Origin of the sequence: Rhodococcus sp. NPDC060176 (assembly GCF_042728675.1) — a bacterium.
Taxonomy (GTDB): Bacteria; Actinomycetota; Actinomycetes; order Mycobacteriales; family Mycobacteriaceae; genus Rhodococcus_F.
Window position 1 is genome coordinate 997,879 of sequence record NZ_JBHWYS010000002.1, and the last position, 17,110, is coordinate 1,014,988.

Here is a 17,110-nt window from a genome sequence, read left to right on the forward strand (position 1 = left end):
GGCATGATTGCTCGTGTGTCTGCACTCCATACGTATCTCTACGGACCCGTCGGGGCGCCGGAGATCCTTTCGCTGCACGGCCTGACCGGTCACGGCCGGCGTTGGCAGTCGATGGCCGAGAACCAACTGCCCGAAGCGCGCTGGATCTCGCCCGATCTGCGCGGTCACGGGCGCTCTACCTGGGCTCCCCCGTGGAACATCGAATCCCACGTGGCCAGCCTGATGGAGACGCTCGACGAACACGCCACCGGACCGGTGGTGATCCTCGCGCATTCGTTCGGCGGAATGCTGGCGCTGCACCTCGCGGCTACCGCACCGGAACGCGTTCGTGGGCTCGTCCTGCTCGACCCGGCGATCGGTTTGGATCCGACTTTCATGCAGGAAGTGGCCGAACTCACAATCGGCTCACCGGATTACACCGATGCGGCAGAGGCTTACTCCGAGAAGATTCACGGCTCGTGGGGTGAGGTTCCCACCCCGGATCTCGACATCGAGATGGCCGAGCACCTGATCCAACTGGGCAACGGGCGCGTCAATTGGCGCCTGTCCACCCCTGCGATCGTGACGGGGTGGGGTGAACTCGCTCGCCCGATCGTGCTGCCACCGTCATCGATGCCGACCGTGCTGGTTCAGGCAATGAAAGTTCAGCCTCCCTATGTCACCGACGAGTTCCGCTCAGCGCTCACCGAACGCCTCGGTGAAAATCTGACCAGTGTCGAATTCGATTGTGACCACATGGTCCCGCACGTGCGGGCCGACGAGGTGGCGTCCCTCGTCCGGACAGTGCTCTGACGAGGGCCCGATGGCGGCCACCACGGAAGAACAGATCGAAGAGGTAAGGCGACTCATCGCCTCGATTCCCGCCGGCTTCGTGGCGACGTACGGCGACATCGCCGACGCCGCAGGACTTTCCAGTGCTCGTACGGTCGGCTGGATCATGCGGACCGACTCTGCCGATCTGCCGTGGCATCGGGTTCTCGGTGCCTCCGGCAAACCGTCGGCGCACCTGGCCCATCGTCAGATCGCCAAGCTCGAACTCGAAGGCGTGCCGATCAAGGACGGTCGGATCGACCTGAAGAAAGCTCGGTATCACTTCTGATTCACGTGTCACCGGTCGTCGTGACCCGGGCGATGGGGCAGCATGGAGGTATGACCGTCACGCCGCCGACCGCCGCCGTCATTCTGGCGGGTGGTCGCGGGACCCGAATGGGTGGTGTCGACAAACCTGGCCTGCTCGTTCACGGCCGCAGGCTCCTCGACATCGCGCTTTCAGCGACGGCGCATCTGGACGCCGTCGTCGTTGTCGGTCCGCATCGACCCGAACTGGATGCGCGCATCACCCAGACCCAGGAATCTCCGATCGGCGGCGGACCCGTTGCGGCGATCTGGGCGGGGTTGTCCGCGACCGGGTTGTCATCCGGGTTGCATGAAGACGCTCTGGTGGTCGTGCTGGCATCCGATCTACCGCACGTCGGGGCCGAATCGGTCGACGCGTTGATCGCTGCGACGTCGACGGACAATCCGGTCACGTGCGCGGTGGACGAGACCAACCGAACCCAATTCCTGTTCTCCGCCTGGACTGTTCGTGAACTCCGAAAGCGCCTCGCCGCTTTGCGTGAAAGCTCAGGGCTCGAGAACCAACCGATGAAAGCGATTGTCACCGAACCGTTCTCGACCCTGCGTGTGGCTGGTACCACCGACTGCGACACACCGGCGGACATCGATCGCGCGCGAAGGCATCCGCGCCTGACGATCGATCAAGCCCGCATCGCCGTCGCGAACGCCTTGACACCGCTGTCCCCGCACCGGGCCGACCTCGCCGACAGTCTGGGATCGACCCTCGCGCAGCCTCTCGTCGCCCTGGGTGATCTTCCTCGATCCGATGTCTCGGCGATGGACGGGTACGCCGTCTCCGGCGAGGGTCCGTGGCGGGTGCGTACCGAGATCCGCATCGCGGGCGCCGACGGGCAACTCGAGCTCGGCGAAGGCGAAGCGATCCGCATTGCCACGGGAGCGCACCTGCCCGCCGGTGCCACCTCGGTGGTCCGGGACGAGTATCTGTCCCTCGACGAGCCAACTCGGATACTGCGACGGCTGCCGGATGCGCCGTACCGCAACGACGCTCGCCCGCGGGGGGAAGACTGGACCACTGGATTCACGATTGCCCCGACTGGTACCGCGGTGACCCCGTCGGTGATCTCGGCGGCTGCCAGCGGCGAAGTCTTCGCCGCCCTCGTCCGTGGTCCGGTCCGGGCACGCCTGATAGTCACCGGCGACGAGATCCGGCAGAGAGGCCCACTGCGTGAAGGTCAGACCCGCGACTCCGTCGGCGGAATTCTTCCCTACCTGCTCGAACGCAACGGCGTACGGTGCGAGTCGAATTCGCACCTGCGCGACACGGCGGACAGTTTCGAGCGTGTGCTCGCGGATGCGACCGAACAGGACCTGCTTGTTGTCATCGGTGCGACGGGTGGCGGCGCGGCCGACGAAATGCGCAGTGCACTCGATCGACTCGGCGCTCGCACGATCGTCGGCCGGGTTGCCTCGCGCCCGGGCGGATCTCAGATAACGGCGGTCCTGCCCAGCGGTCGGGTGGTTCTCGGCCTCCCCGGCAACCCCTACGCCGCCGTGACCACCCTGTTGACGATGCTGCCTACCGTCGTGGCCGCCCTGACCGGGCGCGAGACGCCGCCGCCGCTGCTCGGCATCATCGAGAACGCTGCTGCGGTGAGTTCCGATGCGGTACGCCTACTTCCGGTCGTACAATCCCCCGACGGTCGCTGGCGAGCCGATCCGTCCGTGCGTACCGCGCACCTTGCAGGGTTGATCGGACGCTCGGCGTTTGCCCTCGTGCCGGCACACGCACAGAACGGCGCCGTTGCCGAATTGATCGTCCTCCCAGACTGATCGGGGCAAGCACCCCGCGGTCAGAACTCCTGGTAGGACGACGCCGCCGGGGCATCGCTGACCCCGAGACTGTTCCGGCGCCTACGCCGGCCGACGCCCGCCAGCACGATCACGGCGACACCGACCGCGAGAACCAGCGAATACACGCCCCACAGCACCACGAACGGAAGCAGCCAACCGGCATCGACGGTCTGACCGCGCGGCCCGACGCAATACAGGGTGAAATTGGTGGACGTACCGTCGCCGTCGGTAAAGGTATCCGAGACGACCATCGCGCTCGATGTCGGATCTTCACAGAAGATCGGCGCCAAGTGAGCCACCTGCCCGGGCCAGATCACCGAAGACAACAGTGCGGCAAAGATTCCCACGACCACGATCACCACCACCGAGATGACCAGCGGAACGATACGGCGGCTCACAGCGGCTGCACCAGAAAGGGAGTTCCGTCCGGGTCGAAGACCACCAGCACCTGAGAGCGTGAGGATTCCACCATCACGGAGGCGTGTATCGCCTCGGTGCGACCGACCGAGATCCCGGTGACTTCACCCTCGTCGATGCCGCTGCTCGCCAGCGCGTCGTCGACCAACTTCTCGACGTTCGCCAATGCCGGTACTTGATCCAACGTGAACGATCGTGCATCAAGATTTTCGGTGACGCTCACTTGCACGGGGCTCGGCTCGCCGAGAATGACGCCGTCGAAAGAGAACCGGTCGAGCTGCGACGGCTTCCCCGGGTCTCGAACGGTGACGCCGAGCGTCTCGATCGGACTGATGTCGACGCTGGTCACCGCCACCGCGTCGACGCCGTATCGCTCTGCGAGGCTGTCGAACCCGTTCCGCACCAGATCCGACGTCATCCCACCGCCACGTTCACGCATCTGATCATCGAAATCCATCCGGTCGACGGCACCGATGCATCCGCTCAGACTCGAGGCCGTCAGGGCGAGGGCCGCAATCCACAGCACCGGCCGCACCCGCGGGGACGCCAATTTCATGAGCGGAGCGTACCGCGAGTGTCCGGTTCGATCAGGTCGACGGGTTTCTGTCGGCGACTCGTGGGATCATCGCGCCATGAATCGTGTCGACGAAGGATTCGAACCGCCGGACGCATTGGTCGAGTGGTGCCGCTCCCGCACCTTTCCACTGCACGTCCTCGACGACGAAGCGACCGTCGACCTGGACTGGTGGAACGCGCACCTCGAGGATGCCGGCCACACGATCAGCCTGCGCGGGCGCGATCTGGACGGCAAGGTGATCACCGAAGGCCGAGCCATCGTTCAACGCAACGACCTTCGCCCGTCGAGCGATCTCGTCGTCGCCCAGCACGACGGTCTCGGACTGCTGTTCCTCTGCGCAGCCTGGCAGGGCTCGCACGAGAGCAGACGGTTCACGCGGCGATTCCCCAACGTCTTCAACCCGCATCACCGCGAGGACGAGGACCCGCTGACCCAGATCACAGCCATTCTCGACCACTGTTCGAAACACAAGTCCATGCCCGTCGTTCGGCGCGACACCTGGTCGGGTTGGCCACTCACCCCCGGCGTCGGGGTATCGCTCATAGCCGCATTCATGTGGGCGGTGGGCGTACAGGACGAAGGCCGACGCGCTCAGATGATCGACCAGTACGGCGTCTCGACGCTCATCCACGAGGGCTGGCTCGAGGATCCTTCCGTCACCGGGTTCACGACGCGCCGCTACCGCCGGTACTGCGAACTGCTCGACAGTTGGGCCTATGCCGCCGGCACCCAACCCGAGATCGTCGAGATGTGGTTGGTGAAGCGGTGGAGTGCGCGACTCGCCCAAGCGCGCAACGACGTCAGCGCCCCCACCCTCTTCTAACTCTCAGAACGGCTGTATCTCAGAAAGGTTGTGTCTCAGAAAGGCTGTATCTCAGAACGGCCAGGCAGGCAGGGTAGGCAGCCCCACTCTCGTCGGCCTCCCGACCAACCACGCCAAGGTCTCCGCGTCGGACAGTGACGGCACTCGTACACCCGGAACAGCCGTCTCTAGTGCGCCCAACTGACTGGCGAGCGTGAACTCCACGAACGCGGCCGGCCAATCGTGGCAGGTGTAACCGATGTCGAGGTCGAGCAAGTGAATCTCGATCTCGTTCCAGCGCAGGATCGGAAGATCGAAAGCAGTGACAGGTTTGCGCCACGGAACCGGCGTGTCCAGTCGATCTGTCGGGAGGTCAGCCAATGCGTCGACCAGTCTCGTCCCCGAGAAGCGATAGTCGAGTGCCAACAACTCGGCCGGGCGATCGGCGCCTTCGTCGATTGCGGCGTTGCGCGCGTCCGGACCCCCGGGGTACATCTCCCCCGACTCGCCGCGGTGTACTCCGGCTACAAATCTACCCAGCGCGTCGGCGTTGCGCGCCATGTGGGTGACGACGTGCCCCCGGCTCCAGCCGGGTAGCCCGGACGGCTCACGCGCCTGTTTTTCGGTCAGTTCACCGATGAGAGCTTGTGCCTTGACGTCGGATTCACGAACCGCTGCGACCAGGTCGGCATACGTCGGTGTTACGGAGTGAGACGTCATGCAGCGATACTAGTTCCCCTCGCGCACTCTCATACCGATTCACGACAAGGTCCACCACTCCTTGGTCGACACCGAGTGGTTCGGTGACACCGTCGGCCCCCGCAGCGTGCAACCTTTCGTGAAAAAGTCCGTGCGCGAGGAGGTACGAGGCGACAAAAACTCGCTTCGCGCCGCGAACGCGTGCTGCTGCAACAACATCGGCTACCTTCGGTTCTCCGGTCGCGATGTACCCGATATCCACGCGATTTCCCGCCACTTCGGCGAGCATCAGTGCAGCGCGTCCGACGTCTCGCAGCGCGCGGGCATCGGAGGACCCGGCAGCAGCAAGCACTATCGCGTCATCCGGATTCCACCCCGCCTCGGCCAATCGTCCAAGCAGTACCCGCGCCAGGGCCGGATCGGGTCCGAGAGCAGGCGTCACAGTCACGGCCGCGTGCTCACTGATCGCAACTTCGCGTCGAACGTCGGTGTGGACGTGATAGCCCGACGCCAGGAAAGCGGGAACGAGAATCGCTCGGCCCGGAGTGTCCCGGAGAACTTCCGAAGGAGACGGACCGAGCACATCGACGAAGGCAACGCGAGTACGCCCGACGCGCTTGCCGACGGCTTCGGCAAGTGCGGCAACCATTTCCACGCCGCGTGCACTACGCGTGCCGTGAGCTACCAGTACGAGTGCGTCGTCATCGCGTTGCATAGTCACCTGAATTCTGTACGTAGTCGCCGGGGTCGAGGGCAAGTCGGTAGCCTCGTTTGACCACGGTCTGAACGGCTTTGGGCGCGCCGAGGCACGCGCGCAATCGGGCGACGGCGGTCTCGACGGCGTGGGTGTCGCCGCCGCCACCTGGAAGTGAAGCGAGGAGCTCGTCGCGGGAGACGACTCGGCCGGGACTGGCCCCGAGCGTGCGGATCAACGACATTGCCGCCGGCGGCAACTGCTTCACTTCACCGTCTACGACGACGCATCCTCCACGGATACTGATTTCATGTTCACCGGCTTGAATCTTGTTGGCTCGCTGCGGGAGTTCGTCGACGATATGACGCGCGAGCGCCCCGAGACGCGCTCGCGCCGGAGCCGTGGTCGGCACGTTCAACGCCTCGAGCGGCGCTGACGTCACCGGGCCGACGCACATTGCCGCCACCGGACCTCGCATCGCGTCGAGGATGTCGCCGAGGTCGCCGGTCTTGTCGGCTCGCATCAACATCGAGGCTACGGCCGGTGCACTGGTGAAACTGACGGCGTCGATTCCGGCTGAAGCGATGGCGTCGATCATCCGGTCGAGCAGCGTCGGATCCTCCGGCGGTTCCCATCGGTAGACCGGCACCGCGATGACCTCCGCACCCGCCTCGCGCAACACCTGACAGAAATCCGGAATCGGCTCCCATTCGGTGGTTGCACCGTGCAGCTGTACGGCGATTCTCTTGCCCGAGACGCCCTCTGCAAGAAGATGTTCGAGCACTTCGGCGGAAGACTCGGACGCCGGCGACCATTCTTCACGCAGGTCGGCTGCGCGGATTGCGCCTTTGGCTTTGGGCCCGCGCGCAAGCAGACGAGCCGAGCCCAACGCGGATCCGAGATTTTCGGCCTCGCCCCACCCGTCGGCGGCTTCCAGCCACCCCCGGAATCCGATCCCGGTAGTCGCGACAACCACCTCCGGAGGATCCGAGATGATCTGCTGCGTCACCCTTTCGAGCTCACGGTCGTCGGCCAGCGGGATGATTCGAATCGCCGGAGCGTGAATGACATCGGCTCCCCGACGAGTCAGCAACGTCGCGAATTCCTCGGCGCGGCGCGAAGCGGTGATACCTACCGTGAATCCAGCCAACGGCATGTCGTCACTCACGAGACTGCATCGGGGACAGTCGAGCGAACGCCCTGCATTTGTAGGCTGTGTACCTGAACCACACCGGCCCAGACGCGGACCCCGTATACCGGCAGCGCGACCGAGGAGTCGTCCAGTGCTCGGCCGTCGACCAGCGAGAACACCTGCTTGAGCAGCGGCGAGACCACGATCGGTTCACCGTCACGGTCGCCGACGAGTCCGCGCGACATCACCGCAGCGCGTCCGTACGGATCGAAGTTGCTGACGGCTCTCAGCGTGCCGTCCTCGAGTAGGAACAGTGCCACCTGCTCGCCACCGCGCAGAAGCACGGCGACCCCGCGTCCAGGGATCAGATGGCTCAGCGGGCAGGCCGACGTCCATTCGAGTCGATCCGAATCCAGCTTGGCGATCTGCGCATCGATGACACTCATCGAAGTCCTCCTGTCGATCCGGCGACAACGTCGCGCGGGTTCTTGTCTACGTTTCTACGGACCCCGTGTTTCCCACGGGTTACGCGACTATTACCGGCGCGTAGGGATGCTCGGCATACCCATCAGGACTGGAACCTTGCGCACTCCGGTCTCGTCGAACACAACCGTCGGGTCGGCTTCTTCCGGTGCGTTGACAAACGAGACGAACCTCGACAACTTCTCCGGATCACCCAGCACACCAGCCCATTCGTCCTGGTAGCCCTCGACGTGCTTGGCCATCAGAGCCTCGAGTTCTTCGCCGATTCCCAGGCTGTCTCCACAAATCACGGCCTTGAGGTGGTCGAGCCCTCCTTCGAGTGATTCGACCCACGGCGCGGTGCGCTGAAGGCGATCGGCGGTGCGGATGTAGAACATGAGGTAGCGGTCGATGTACTTGACCAAGGTCGCGTCGTCGAGGCCTCCGGCAAGCAACTGAGCGTGTTTGGGCGACTGTCCGCCGTTACCGCCTACATACAGATTCCAACCGTTCTCCGTCGCGATGACGCCGACGTCCTTGCCACGCGCTTCGGCACATTCACGGGCGCAACCCGAGACGCCGAACTTGATCTTGTGCGGCGAACGCAGGCCGCGGTAGCGGTTCTCGAGATCGACGGCCATACCCACCGAGTCCTGGACGCCGTAGCGGCACCAACTCGAACCGACACAACTCTTGACGGTACGAAGAGATTTGCCGTATGCCTGGCCCGATTCCATCCCAGCGTCGACGAGACGCTTCCAGATCGCCGGCAACTGTTCGACGCGGGCGCCGAACAAGTCGATGCGCTGACCGCCGGTCACCTTCGTGTACAGGCCGAAGTCGCGCGCCACCTCGCCGATGACGATGAGCTGCTCGCCCGTGACCTCTCCGCCGGGCATCCGCGGGACCACCGAGTACGTACCGTTCTTCTGGATGTTCGCCAGGAAGTGATCGTTCGTGTCCTGCAGCGACGCCTGCTGCCGGTGCAGAATGTGATCGGAATCCGTCGACGCCAGAATCGAGGCGACAACCGGCTTGCAGATATCGCAGCCGGCTCCCTTGCCGTACTTGGCGATCAGAGCCGAGAAGGTTCGGGTCTGCGTCGACTGCACGATCTGGAACAGCTCAGCGCGTGACTGCGCGAAGTGCTCACACAACGCCTTCGACATCACGACGCCGGAATCGGCCAGCAGCTGCTTGACCGTGGGAAGACAACCACCACAGGTGGTTCCGGCGCTGGTGCACGCTTTCACCGAAGCGATGTCGCACGCACCGGCTGCGATAGCGCCGCAGATGGCACCCTTGGTCACCGCGTTGCACGAGCACACCTCGGCGTCGTCGGGCAGCGATCCTGCACCCGGCTTCTCGCCTGCAGGCGAGATCAATGCCGCCGGGTCGCCGGGCAATTCGCGACCGACCAGCGGGCGCAGTGACGCATAGGCTGACGCGTCACCGACAAGAATGCCGCCGAGCAGGATCTTCGCGTCGTCGGAGACGACGAGCTTCGCGTACGTCCCCTTGGATGCGTCACTGAGGACAACTTCGAGAGCGCCCGGCGAGGTCGCCATCGCGTCACCGAAGCTGGCGACGTCGACACCCATGAGCTTGAGTTTGGTGGACATGTCGGCGCCCGGGAAATCCGCGGCACCGCCGAGCAGGCGGTCGGCAACGATCTCGGCCGTCGTGTAGCCGGGAGCAACCAGTCCGTAGCAACGACCCTCCACCGCAGCACATTCGCCGACTGCGTAGACGTTCTCATCCGAAGTCACGCAGCCGAGGTCGGTCAGGATACCGCCGCGCTCACCCACCGCGATGCCGGCGTCGCGGGCCAGCTGATCGCGCGGCCGAACTCCCGCCGAAAAAACGAGCAACGACGCGTCGATGGTGGAACCGTCGGACAGCTCGACCACAATTCCGTTGTCGGCCTGAGAGATTCCTGCTGTGCCGACACCGGTGTGGACGGTGAGCCCCAGCTCGGTGACGAGCCGGGCGAGCAGCGCGCCGCCGCCCTCGTCGACCTGCATCGGCATCAGTCGCGCATTGTGTTCGACAACGTGTGCCGTCATTCCCATGAGCGAGAGCGCATTTGCCGCCTCGAGTCCGAGAAGACCGCCACCCACCACGACGCCGACAGCGCCAGGGCCCGCCTTGTCGGCGGCAGCCCGGATGCCGTCGAGGTCGTCGAGAGTGCGGTAGACAAAACATCCGTCACCGTCGTGCCCCGGTACGGGAGGTACGAACGGATACGAGCCGGTCGCCATCACCAGAGCGTCGTAGGAGATCGTGTTGCCGGTGGTTGTCGTGACCGTGCGGGCGTCCTTGTCGATCGAGAGCGCGCCCTCCCCGACCCGGAGATCGACCAGGCTGTCGCCGACGTAGTCGTTGCCGGCCAGTGCCAATTCCTTGGGGTCCCACGCTCCGACGTACGAGGACAGCCCGACTCGGTCGTACGCTGCGTACTGCTCGTCGCAGAGCACGGTCACCGACCAGTTGTTCGCTTCGTCGCGCGAACGCAGTGCCTCGACGAATCGGTGTCCGACCATTCCGTGTCCGATGACAACAACCGACTTGCTCATGACGCCTACTTCCTGAGGTACGAGAGAGTTCTGAGATTCTGCGGAGCGGTCGTCATGCCGTGACGGCGACCTTCGTGTCGTCGACGTCCGTGGTCAGTGTCGACGGCTTGCGCAGGAAGACGAACCAGGTGACCGCGATGCAGGCGATGTAGAAGGCAAGGAAGACCCAGAAGGCCATGGTCGCCGACTTCGCGGGGCTGCTGTACGACGCGCGCAGGACCAGGTTGATGCCGACACCGCCCAAACCGCCTACCGCACCGGCGAATCCGATGAGCGCGCCGGAAATGCTGCGCGACCACGTTGCCTTCTCGCTGCGATCCATGTGGTCGAAGCTCTGAGCCTTCGCTTCGAAGATTGCCGGGATCATCTTGTAGACGGATCCGTTTCCGATGCCGGAGAGCAGGAACAGGGCGATGAACCCGAGAACGAACGTCACCATGATCCCGGCGCTCGCGACGCCCGCGGTGTTGTCGTCCATCGTTCCGGCCGTCACGAGGATCGATGCCGCGAACGCCATGGCCACAAACGTCCACATCGTGATCTTGCCGCCACCGATGCGGTCGGCCAGCTTTCCGCCGAGGGGGCGAGCGATCGAACCGAGGAGCGGTCCGATGAATGCGATCTGTGCCGCATGCAGTGCCGCCGCTGCCGGAGTGGCACCGCCGGCGAGGAAGTTGATCTGCAGAACCTGACCGAAGGCGAAACTGAATCCGATGAAGGAACCGAACGTACCGATGTACAAGAAGCTGATCACCCAGGACTCGGAGAACTTCAGCGCCTTGGCCATCGATCGCAGGTCCGACTTCTGGTTGCCCAGGTTGTCCATGAACAGTGCAGCACCGACGGCAGCGGCCGCGATGAACACGAGATAGACAGCGCAGACGATCCACGGAGCTCGGTTACCCACGGTGGCGATCACCAGCAGGCCGATCAGCTGGATCATCGGCACACCGATGTTGCCGCCGCCCGCGTTGAGACCGAGCGCCCACCCCTTGAGGCGCTGCGGGTAGAAGGCATTGATGTTGGTCATCGACGACGCGAAGTTGCCGCCACCGATGCCGGCTGTGGCCGCCACCAACATGAACGTGGTGTAGGACGCGCCCGGATTCATCATCAGGTAGAGCGTGAGAAGTGTTGGTATGAAAAGGAACAGAGCACTCATGACCGTCCAGTTGCGACCGCCGAAGCGTGCGGTGGCAACCGTGTACGGAATGCGGAGGACGGACCCGACGAGTGTGGGCACTGCGACGAGGAAGAACTTTCCGGCCGCGTCGATGCCGTAGATATCCGTCGGCATGAACAACACCATCACGGACCAGATCGACCAGATCGAGAAGCCGACGTGTTCGGCTACCACTGACCAGATCAGGTTCCGCTTCGCGATGTCCTTGCCGCCGGATTCCCAGGCGTCGACGTCCTCTGCATCCCAATGCTCGATGTAATGACTCACCAGGGCCTCCTGAATATGTTGGAGACCCAAAGGTAGAAAACTGTTATTGCGCCGGTGCTGCGCGCGATGACCGCGAAGTCAATTGATCCTCACCCGGTAACAAGGCCGGGTGTGAGCTAGTTTTTCGCGGGTGCGTGCCAGGAATCCTCGAGCATCCGAGGCTTACATGCCTGGTAGGCGCCCAGGAGCACCACGATCACCGCGACGACGAGCAAGCCGAACGGCGCAGCGTATCCACCGGACACGTCATGGAAAACGCCGAACAGGAGCGGACCGAGGCAGGCAACGGAGTAGCCGATGCCCTGGGTGAAACCGGACAGGGCGGAGGAGCCGATGTGCGAACGCGTGCGCAGATTGATCAGTGTGAGTGACATCGGGAACGTACTCGGGCCGAGGCCCAGGACGACAACCCACACGATCGGTGCCGCCATCGGGGCGAAGTAGAGTCCGCCCATTCCGACGAGGTAGCAGACGGCACACGCGATCACGACGGGGAACGGATTGGCCATGCGGGCGCACAGCGTCGGTGCCCCGAAAGCTGCGACGAGCCCGATCACGGAGAACATACCGACCATGGTTCCGCCGAATGCGTCGCTGGCGCCGGCATCACGAAGGATCGAGGGAATCCACGTGAACATCGAATAGGTGATCAGCGAAGTCATGCCGAACATGCCGGCCATTCCCCAGGCCACGGGCGAACGCCAGACCTGACCGCGCGGCTGTTCCGTCACTGCCGCAACAGAATCCGATGCATTCTCGACGGACCCGGCTTCGTTCGCACGAGCCTTGCGTGAGCGAGCGAGGGTGATCAACCACGGCACTGCGGCGGCGAAGCCGAAGGCCGACCACCAGCCGATCGAGAACCTCCACCCGAAGGCGTCGGCAACCGGAACGGCGACGAACGCCGGAACGATGGTGCCGATCTGCACGGCCACGATGTAGACCGAACTCATGGTGGCGAGGCGATCGGAGAAGTACCGCTTGACCAACGGCGGGATCACGACATTGCCGATTCCCATGCCGGCCAGCGCCAGAGCCGACAGAGCCAGCAACGACCACGTCTGAGACATCATGGCGCGCAACAGCATTCCGACGCCCGCCATCAGCATCGCGACGAGGGCGGTGCGTTCGAGCCCGATCCGTTTCGCGATGGCCGGGGTGATGAGACCGAAGATCGCGAACATAGCGGTCGGAACCATGCCGAAGACGCCGACGATCGAGGCGGAGAAGCCGATCTCGTCGCGAATCTCTGCCGCCAACGGCGAGAAGGAGGTCACCGCAAGTCGAAGTACGAGCGCAGACATCGCAATAGCGGCGAAGACGAGCACACGGCCTTGCACCAACGAGCGGGTTTCGGTTCTCTCCAGTTGAGCAGTCACCGGCAAATCATAGGATGACCGGACGAACTCGCACAAGCGCGGTACTCTAACGTCACATTCACACCACGACCCAGAGTCACAACCCGGACCCGAGGAAACACCACGTGCAACCCGTTCGACGCGCAAGCCTCATCTCGCAGGTCACCGAACAACTCCGCAACGAAATCCGGAGCGGAACCTGGCCGATCGGCTCCAAAATCCCCACCGAACCGGAACTGTCGGAGCTGACCGGCACCGGACGCAACACGGTGCGCGAGGCGGTCCAGGCGCTCGTTCACGCCGGAATGCTGGAACGTCGTCAGGGATCGGGCACCTACGTCGTTGCCCTCTCCGACCTCGGCGGCACTCTCGGCAACTACTTTGCCGGCGCCCACCAGCGGGATGTGCTCGAACTCAGGCGCGCGCTCGACATCACCGCGGCCACTCTCGCCGCCGCACGCCGAACCGAAGACGACATCGCCGAACTGACGCGCTTACTCGCGCTCCGCACCGCGTCGTGGGAAGGCCAGGACATCGACGCCGCCACCACTGCGGACGTCGCCCTGCACCGGGCGATAGTCGCGGCCAGCCACAACGAGGTCTACCTGGAGTTCTACGACTCCCTGCTCCCGGTCATCGAAACCACGATTCAACAGCACATCGATGCGACCGGTGAGGGATTTCACTCGCAGCACGCGAAGCTCGTCGAGGCTGTCGTCGACGGGGACACGGTGGCCGCCTCGAACGCCGCACGCGAGTTGTTCGAAGGCCTGGTCTCGGACTTCGGTGCAGGTGCGGCCCTCTAGAGCAGCAAGCGCACGATGTCGGACGTGCGGGCCAGCCCCGGAAACGCGTCCGCCGTCGAGCGAGGATGCAGAACATGAACGGCCAAGCGGAACATCACCGCACGTAGAAGCATCTGCGGCCACTCGGGTAGGTCTTCCCAACGGCCGACCAGCGCCTCGTCGGCACCGCCCCACGAGATCGCGTCGACCACCGCGACGGCGGCCGCCCACGCTGCCGGACGCCAATACGGCGTGATGTCGGTGATTCCGGGCGCCATACTGCCCGAGAACAGCACGGTCCCGAACAAATCGCCGTGCACGAGCTGGTCGGGACTCTGCACCGGCTTACGCAAAGTCGCGAGCCCGGCAATCAGTTCCAAACTCTTGCGGCCGTCCGGCGTAGGCGTCTCGAGCTGCTCGACGCCCTTCGCGATCCTCAGCGGGACCGTCTCCCACGCCGCGCGATCAGCCGCGACGAATACGTCGACCTCGGCCCACGGCGGCACCGGCGGTTGTGCAAGGAAGCGCGGGCGCTCGAGCGAGGCCGTCGCCGCATGCAGTCGGCAGGACATCGAGACCACTTCGTCGTGACGCGGTTCCGGCGATCCGACGATGAATGTGTCGGCGCGCCAGCCCGAGACGACGTACCGACCGTCGGTCGAACGCACCGGCCGAGCCAGTCGAACACCGTCGACTTCGAGGTTCTCTCGCACCTTCGCCGACCACGCTGCGCGGGCATGATCCGCGACTGCTGAAAGGACGACGTCTCCACACAGCCAACCGCCGTCCCAATCCGCACCGAGTGGGATGGGGTCGACTTCACGTAGGCCAAAGGTGGAGCACACGTGCTGGGGAGGTTGGCCTGTGCTCACACCACAACGCTACCGGTGCGCACCGCTGCCTCCCGCGAGGCGCGCCTAGTAGACCGGCAGACTCGCATCCACTTGGTTCGCCCAGGCGATCGCGCCGCCGTGAACGTGAACTGCGTCGGCGAAGCCCGCGTTCTTGAGAAAGGCCAGCGCCTCGGCCGAACGAATTCCGGTCTTGCAGTACAGGACTATCTGCTTGTTCTGCGGCAAGGTCGCCAGGGCTTCACCGGACAGGATGCGGTCCTTCGGGATCAGCACCGCCCCCGGCAGATGCATGATGTCCCATTCGACCGGTTCTCGTACGTCGACCAATTCGATCGATCGACCCTCGCCGATCATGGCCTTGAGTTCCGGCGCCGTGATCGTCGAGCCGGCAGCGGCAGCGCTCGCCTCTTCGGACACGACACCGCAGAACGCGTCGTAGTCGATCAAGGCGGTGACCGGAACTCTGGTCGGATCACGCTGAAGGCGGATCGTCCGGAACGTCATCGCAAGTGCGTCGTAGATCATCAGGCGTCCGAGAAGAGGTTCACCGATACCGGTGATGAGCTTGACCGCCTCGGTCGCCATGATCGAACCGATGGTCGCCGGCAGGACTCCGAGAACACCGCCCTCGGCACACGAGGGGACCATGCCCGGCGGCGGCGCCTCGGGGTAGAGGTCGCGATAGTTCAGTCCCGCGCCGTCCGGGGCGTTTTCCCAGAAGACCGAGACCTGCCCTTCGAAACGGTAGATCGAGCCCCATACGTACGGCTTTCCAGCGATCACGGCGGCATCGTTGACGAGGTACCGCGTCGCGAAGTTGTCCGTGCCGTCGAGGATCAGGTCGTACTCGGAGAACAACTCGACCGCGTTGGAGTTGTCCAGGCGGAACTCGTGCAACCGGACGTCGACGTGTTCGTTGATCTCGAGAATCGACTCTTTCGCGCTGACCCCCTTCGGGCGTCCGACGTCGGAACGTCCGTGAATCACCTGACGCTGCAGGTTCGACATGTCGACCTCGTCGAACTCGACGATTCCGATCGTGCCCACTCCTGCAGCGGCGAGATAGAGCAGTGCAGGCGATCCCAATCCACCGGCGCCGATGAAGAGGACTCGTGCATTCTTGAGCCGCTTCTGACCGGTCATGCCGACGTTCGGAATGATCAGGTGCCTGCTGTATCGGGCAACTTCCTCCCGGCTCAACTCGGCTGCCGGCTCCACCAGTGGTGGCAATACGACGGGTGTTGCAGACACCGCGAAACACTCCTAGTTCAAGACGAGATCAGGGGTTCTTGATCCGGTCACGCTCGGGGGTACGGCCACGGATTGAAGCGGCACGTGAGTCCGTTCATCGGAACGACGCCCTCGGGATCCAGCCTAGCGATGTCGTTGTTCGCGGTTCCGAAGGTCTGCTGCATCATGATCGGCGCGAGTCCGCCCTCGGTCTCGCACGGCTGATGAGCGGCGTAACCGATGGCATGGCCGACCTCGTGATTGATCTGATACTGGCGATACGAACCGATGTCACCCTGGAACGAAATGGCGCCTCGAACCCACCGCGGTTCGTTGAGCAGGACTCGGTCCATGCTCGGGTTGTAGCAGGATCCTTCGAGTTCGATCTCGTAGCCGCAGCCTTCGCGGATAGTCATCTGTGAGGTCAGGGAGATCCGGAAGTCCGGCTCACCCGCGTCGACGCGCCGGAACGCGACCTTGGGATCGTTGGTCCAACTCTTCGGATTGGCCAGTGTCTGATCGACCATGCGTCCGTACGATTCGTCACCGCCGAAGCCGGTGGTGTCGACGCCGTCCTCGATCTCGACCGTGTACGTGAACTCGCGTTCGGTTCCCTGTCCGACCTTGCCCGTCGTACCCGGTACGACATGCCACGTACCACCGCCGGCGACGGTGAACGGACCACCGTCGGGAAGTGCACCGGACGGTATCGACGACGCAAAAGTTCCGTCTCCGACCGGTGGTGCGCCGATGACGTCGGTTCCGTCGGTGCTGTGCGCGAGGTCGGCGGTGGCCGACGTCTTACTCGCGGACTCGGTGGTGTCCGGACGTACTGCATCGACGATCACAAGGATGGTGAGCACCACGAGGACCGGGATCGCGTAGGCCCGCCAGCCGTACGTCGAGACGAAGCGCCCGAGCTTGCTCTGCTTTCGCGCTGCCCGGTCCGGCCGCGGATTGCGCGGCGTACGGCCCACTTCTCGTTTGGTCGGATCCCATTGGGCACGCAAAGGCTGATGGGAGGAAATGCCTCGATAGTCGCGTTCACCGTAGGCACGATCGTCCGGCACCTCCGGCCGACGTTCGTCGCGGGGTGCTCCAGTTCCGCTACGCATTCGAAGTTCCTCACGATCAGGGTTCTGCGTA

At 64.2% G+C, this 17,110-nt stretch carries 17 protein-coding genes; 5 read left to right on the forward strand and 12 right to left on the reverse strand.

All coding sequences use genetic code 11. The features are described 5' to 3' along the window. Positions 1 to 3: 3 nt before the first annotated feature. From ACFWEM_RS13020 to ACFWEM_RS13030, 3 genes are read left to right on the forward strand one after another with little or no spacing between them, the layout of a single operon-like run. Entirely contained in the window at positions 4 to 792 is a 789-nt protein-coding gene (locus tag ACFWEM_RS13020; protein ID WP_378534009.1) for an alpha/beta hydrolase, read from the forward strand. A gap of 10 nt (positions 793 to 802) precedes the next feature. Next, a complete protein-coding gene (locus ACFWEM_RS13025; protein ID WP_003942322.1) occupies positions 803 to 1,099 on the forward strand; it encodes an MGMT family protein in 297 nt (98 codons plus the stop codon). A gap of 50 nt (positions 1,100 to 1,149) precedes the next feature. Continuing rightward, positions 1,150 to 2,907: an NTP transferase domain-containing protein gene (locus ACFWEM_RS13030; RefSeq protein WP_378534011.1), complete on the forward strand. Its 1,758-nt coding sequence runs from the start codon at positions 1,150 to 1,152 to the stop codon at positions 2,905 to 2,907. A 20-nt stretch (positions 2,908 to 2,927) separates the two neighbouring features. On the opposite strand, the gene ACFWEM_RS13035 is transcribed toward ACFWEM_RS13030, so the two are convergent. Next, on the reverse strand, positions 2,928 to 3,326 hold the full coding sequence (locus tag ACFWEM_RS13035; protein WP_378534013.1) for a hypothetical protein: 399 nt from the start codon (positions 3,324 to 3,326) through the stop codon (positions 2,928 to 2,930). Further along, positions 3,323 to 3,901, reverse strand: coding sequence for a hypothetical protein (locus ACFWEM_RS13040; protein ID WP_378534015.1), 579 nt, complete (start codon positions 3,899 to 3,901; stop codon positions 3,323 to 3,325). Before ACFWEM_RS13040 ends, ACFWEM_RS13035 begins: the two co-directional genes overlap by 4 nt. A gap of 76 nt (positions 3,902 to 3,977) precedes the next feature. On the opposite strand from ACFWEM_RS13040, the gene ACFWEM_RS13045 reads away from it, so the two are divergent. Further along, positions 3,978 to 4,745, forward strand: a complete 768-nt coding sequence (locus tag ACFWEM_RS13045) for a hypothetical protein (protein WP_378449202.1) — start codon at positions 3,978 to 3,980, stop codon at positions 4,743 to 4,745. A 51-nt stretch (positions 4,746 to 4,796) separates the two neighbouring features. On the opposite strand, the gene ACFWEM_RS13050 is transcribed toward ACFWEM_RS13045, so the two are convergent. The 7 genes from ACFWEM_RS13050 to ACFWEM_RS13080 form a co-directional block, all read right to left on the reverse strand. After that, on the reverse strand, positions 4,797 to 5,444 hold the full coding sequence (locus ACFWEM_RS13050) for a maleylpyruvate isomerase family mycothiol-dependent enzyme (protein ID WP_378534017.1): 648 nt from the start codon (positions 5,442 to 5,444) through the stop codon (positions 4,797 to 4,799). Continuing rightward, the gene (locus tag ACFWEM_RS13055) at positions 5,389 to 6,138 is read right to left on the reverse strand and encodes a sirohydrochlorin chelatase (protein ID WP_378534564.1); all 750 of its coding nucleotides are present in this window, start codon (positions 6,136 to 6,138) and stop codon (positions 5,389 to 5,391) included. Before ACFWEM_RS13055 ends, ACFWEM_RS13050 begins: the two co-directional genes overlap by 56 nt. Then, positions 6,125 to 7,285: a uroporphyrinogen-III synthase gene (locus ACFWEM_RS13060; RefSeq protein ID WP_378534020.1), complete on the reverse strand. Its 1,161-nt coding sequence runs from the start codon at positions 7,283 to 7,285 to the stop codon at positions 6,125 to 6,127. Before ACFWEM_RS13060 ends, ACFWEM_RS13055 begins: the two co-directional genes overlap by 14 nt. Then, positions 7,282 to 7,695, reverse strand: coding sequence for a nitrite reductase small subunit NirD (gene nirD, locus ACFWEM_RS13065; protein ID WP_378534022.1), 414 nt, complete (start codon positions 7,693 to 7,695; stop codon positions 7,282 to 7,284). The genes ACFWEM_RS13060 and nirD overlap by 4 nt, the downstream gene beginning before the upstream one ends. A 90-nt stretch (positions 7,696 to 7,785) precedes the next feature. Beyond that, positions 7,786 to 10,287, reverse strand: a complete 2,502-nt coding sequence (gene nirB / locus ACFWEM_RS13070; RefSeq protein ID WP_378534024.1) for a nitrite reductase large subunit NirB — start codon at positions 10,285 to 10,287, stop codon at positions 7,786 to 7,788. 52 nt (positions 10,288 to 10,339) lie between these two features. Then, positions 10,340 to 11,740 carry a nitrate/nitrite transporter gene (locus ACFWEM_RS13075; protein ID WP_230813212.1) on the reverse strand — a complete coding sequence of 467 codons (1,401 nt, stop codon included), beginning with the start codon at positions 11,738 to 11,740 and terminating at the stop codon, positions 10,340 to 10,342. A gap of 113 nt (positions 11,741 to 11,853) precedes the next feature. Beyond that, entirely contained in the window at positions 11,854 to 13,116 is a 1,263-nt protein-coding gene (locus tag ACFWEM_RS13080; protein WP_378534026.1) for a CynX/NimT family MFS transporter, read from the reverse strand. 104 nt (positions 13,117 to 13,220) lie between these two features. Between ACFWEM_RS13080 and ACFWEM_RS13085 the strand changes: the two genes are divergently transcribed. After that, the gene (locus ACFWEM_RS13085) at positions 13,221 to 13,901 is read left to right on the forward strand and encodes a FadR/GntR family transcriptional regulator (protein ID WP_378449208.1); all 681 of its coding nucleotides are present in this window, start codon (positions 13,221 to 13,223) and stop codon (positions 13,899 to 13,901) included. Here the strand turns inward: ACFWEM_RS13085 and ACFWEM_RS13090 are convergent. Genes ACFWEM_RS13090 through ACFWEM_RS13100 form a run of 3 tightly spaced genes read right to left on the reverse strand, consistent with a single transcriptional unit; the run spans position 13,898 to position 17,079 of the window. Beyond that, positions 13,898 to 14,752: a TIGR02569 family protein gene (locus ACFWEM_RS13090; RefSeq protein WP_007731227.1), complete on the reverse strand. Its 855-nt coding sequence runs from the start codon at positions 14,750 to 14,752 to the stop codon at positions 13,898 to 13,900. The genes ACFWEM_RS13085 and ACFWEM_RS13090 overlap by 4 nt on opposite strands. A 45-nt stretch (positions 14,753 to 14,797) precedes the next feature. Then, positions 14,798 to 15,985 (reverse strand): adenylyltransferase/sulfurtransferase MoeZ, encoded by a 1,188-nt coding sequence (gene moeZ / locus ACFWEM_RS13095; protein ID WP_378534028.1) that lies wholly within the window; start codon positions 15,983 to 15,985, stop codon positions 14,798 to 14,800. A gap of 47 nt (positions 15,986 to 16,032) precedes the next feature. After that, positions 16,033 to 17,079, reverse strand: coding sequence for a DUF3152 domain-containing protein (locus tag ACFWEM_RS13100; RefSeq protein ID WP_378534567.1), 1,047 nt, complete (start codon positions 17,077 to 17,079; stop codon positions 16,033 to 16,035). Positions 17,080 to 17,110 lie beyond the last annotated feature (31 nt).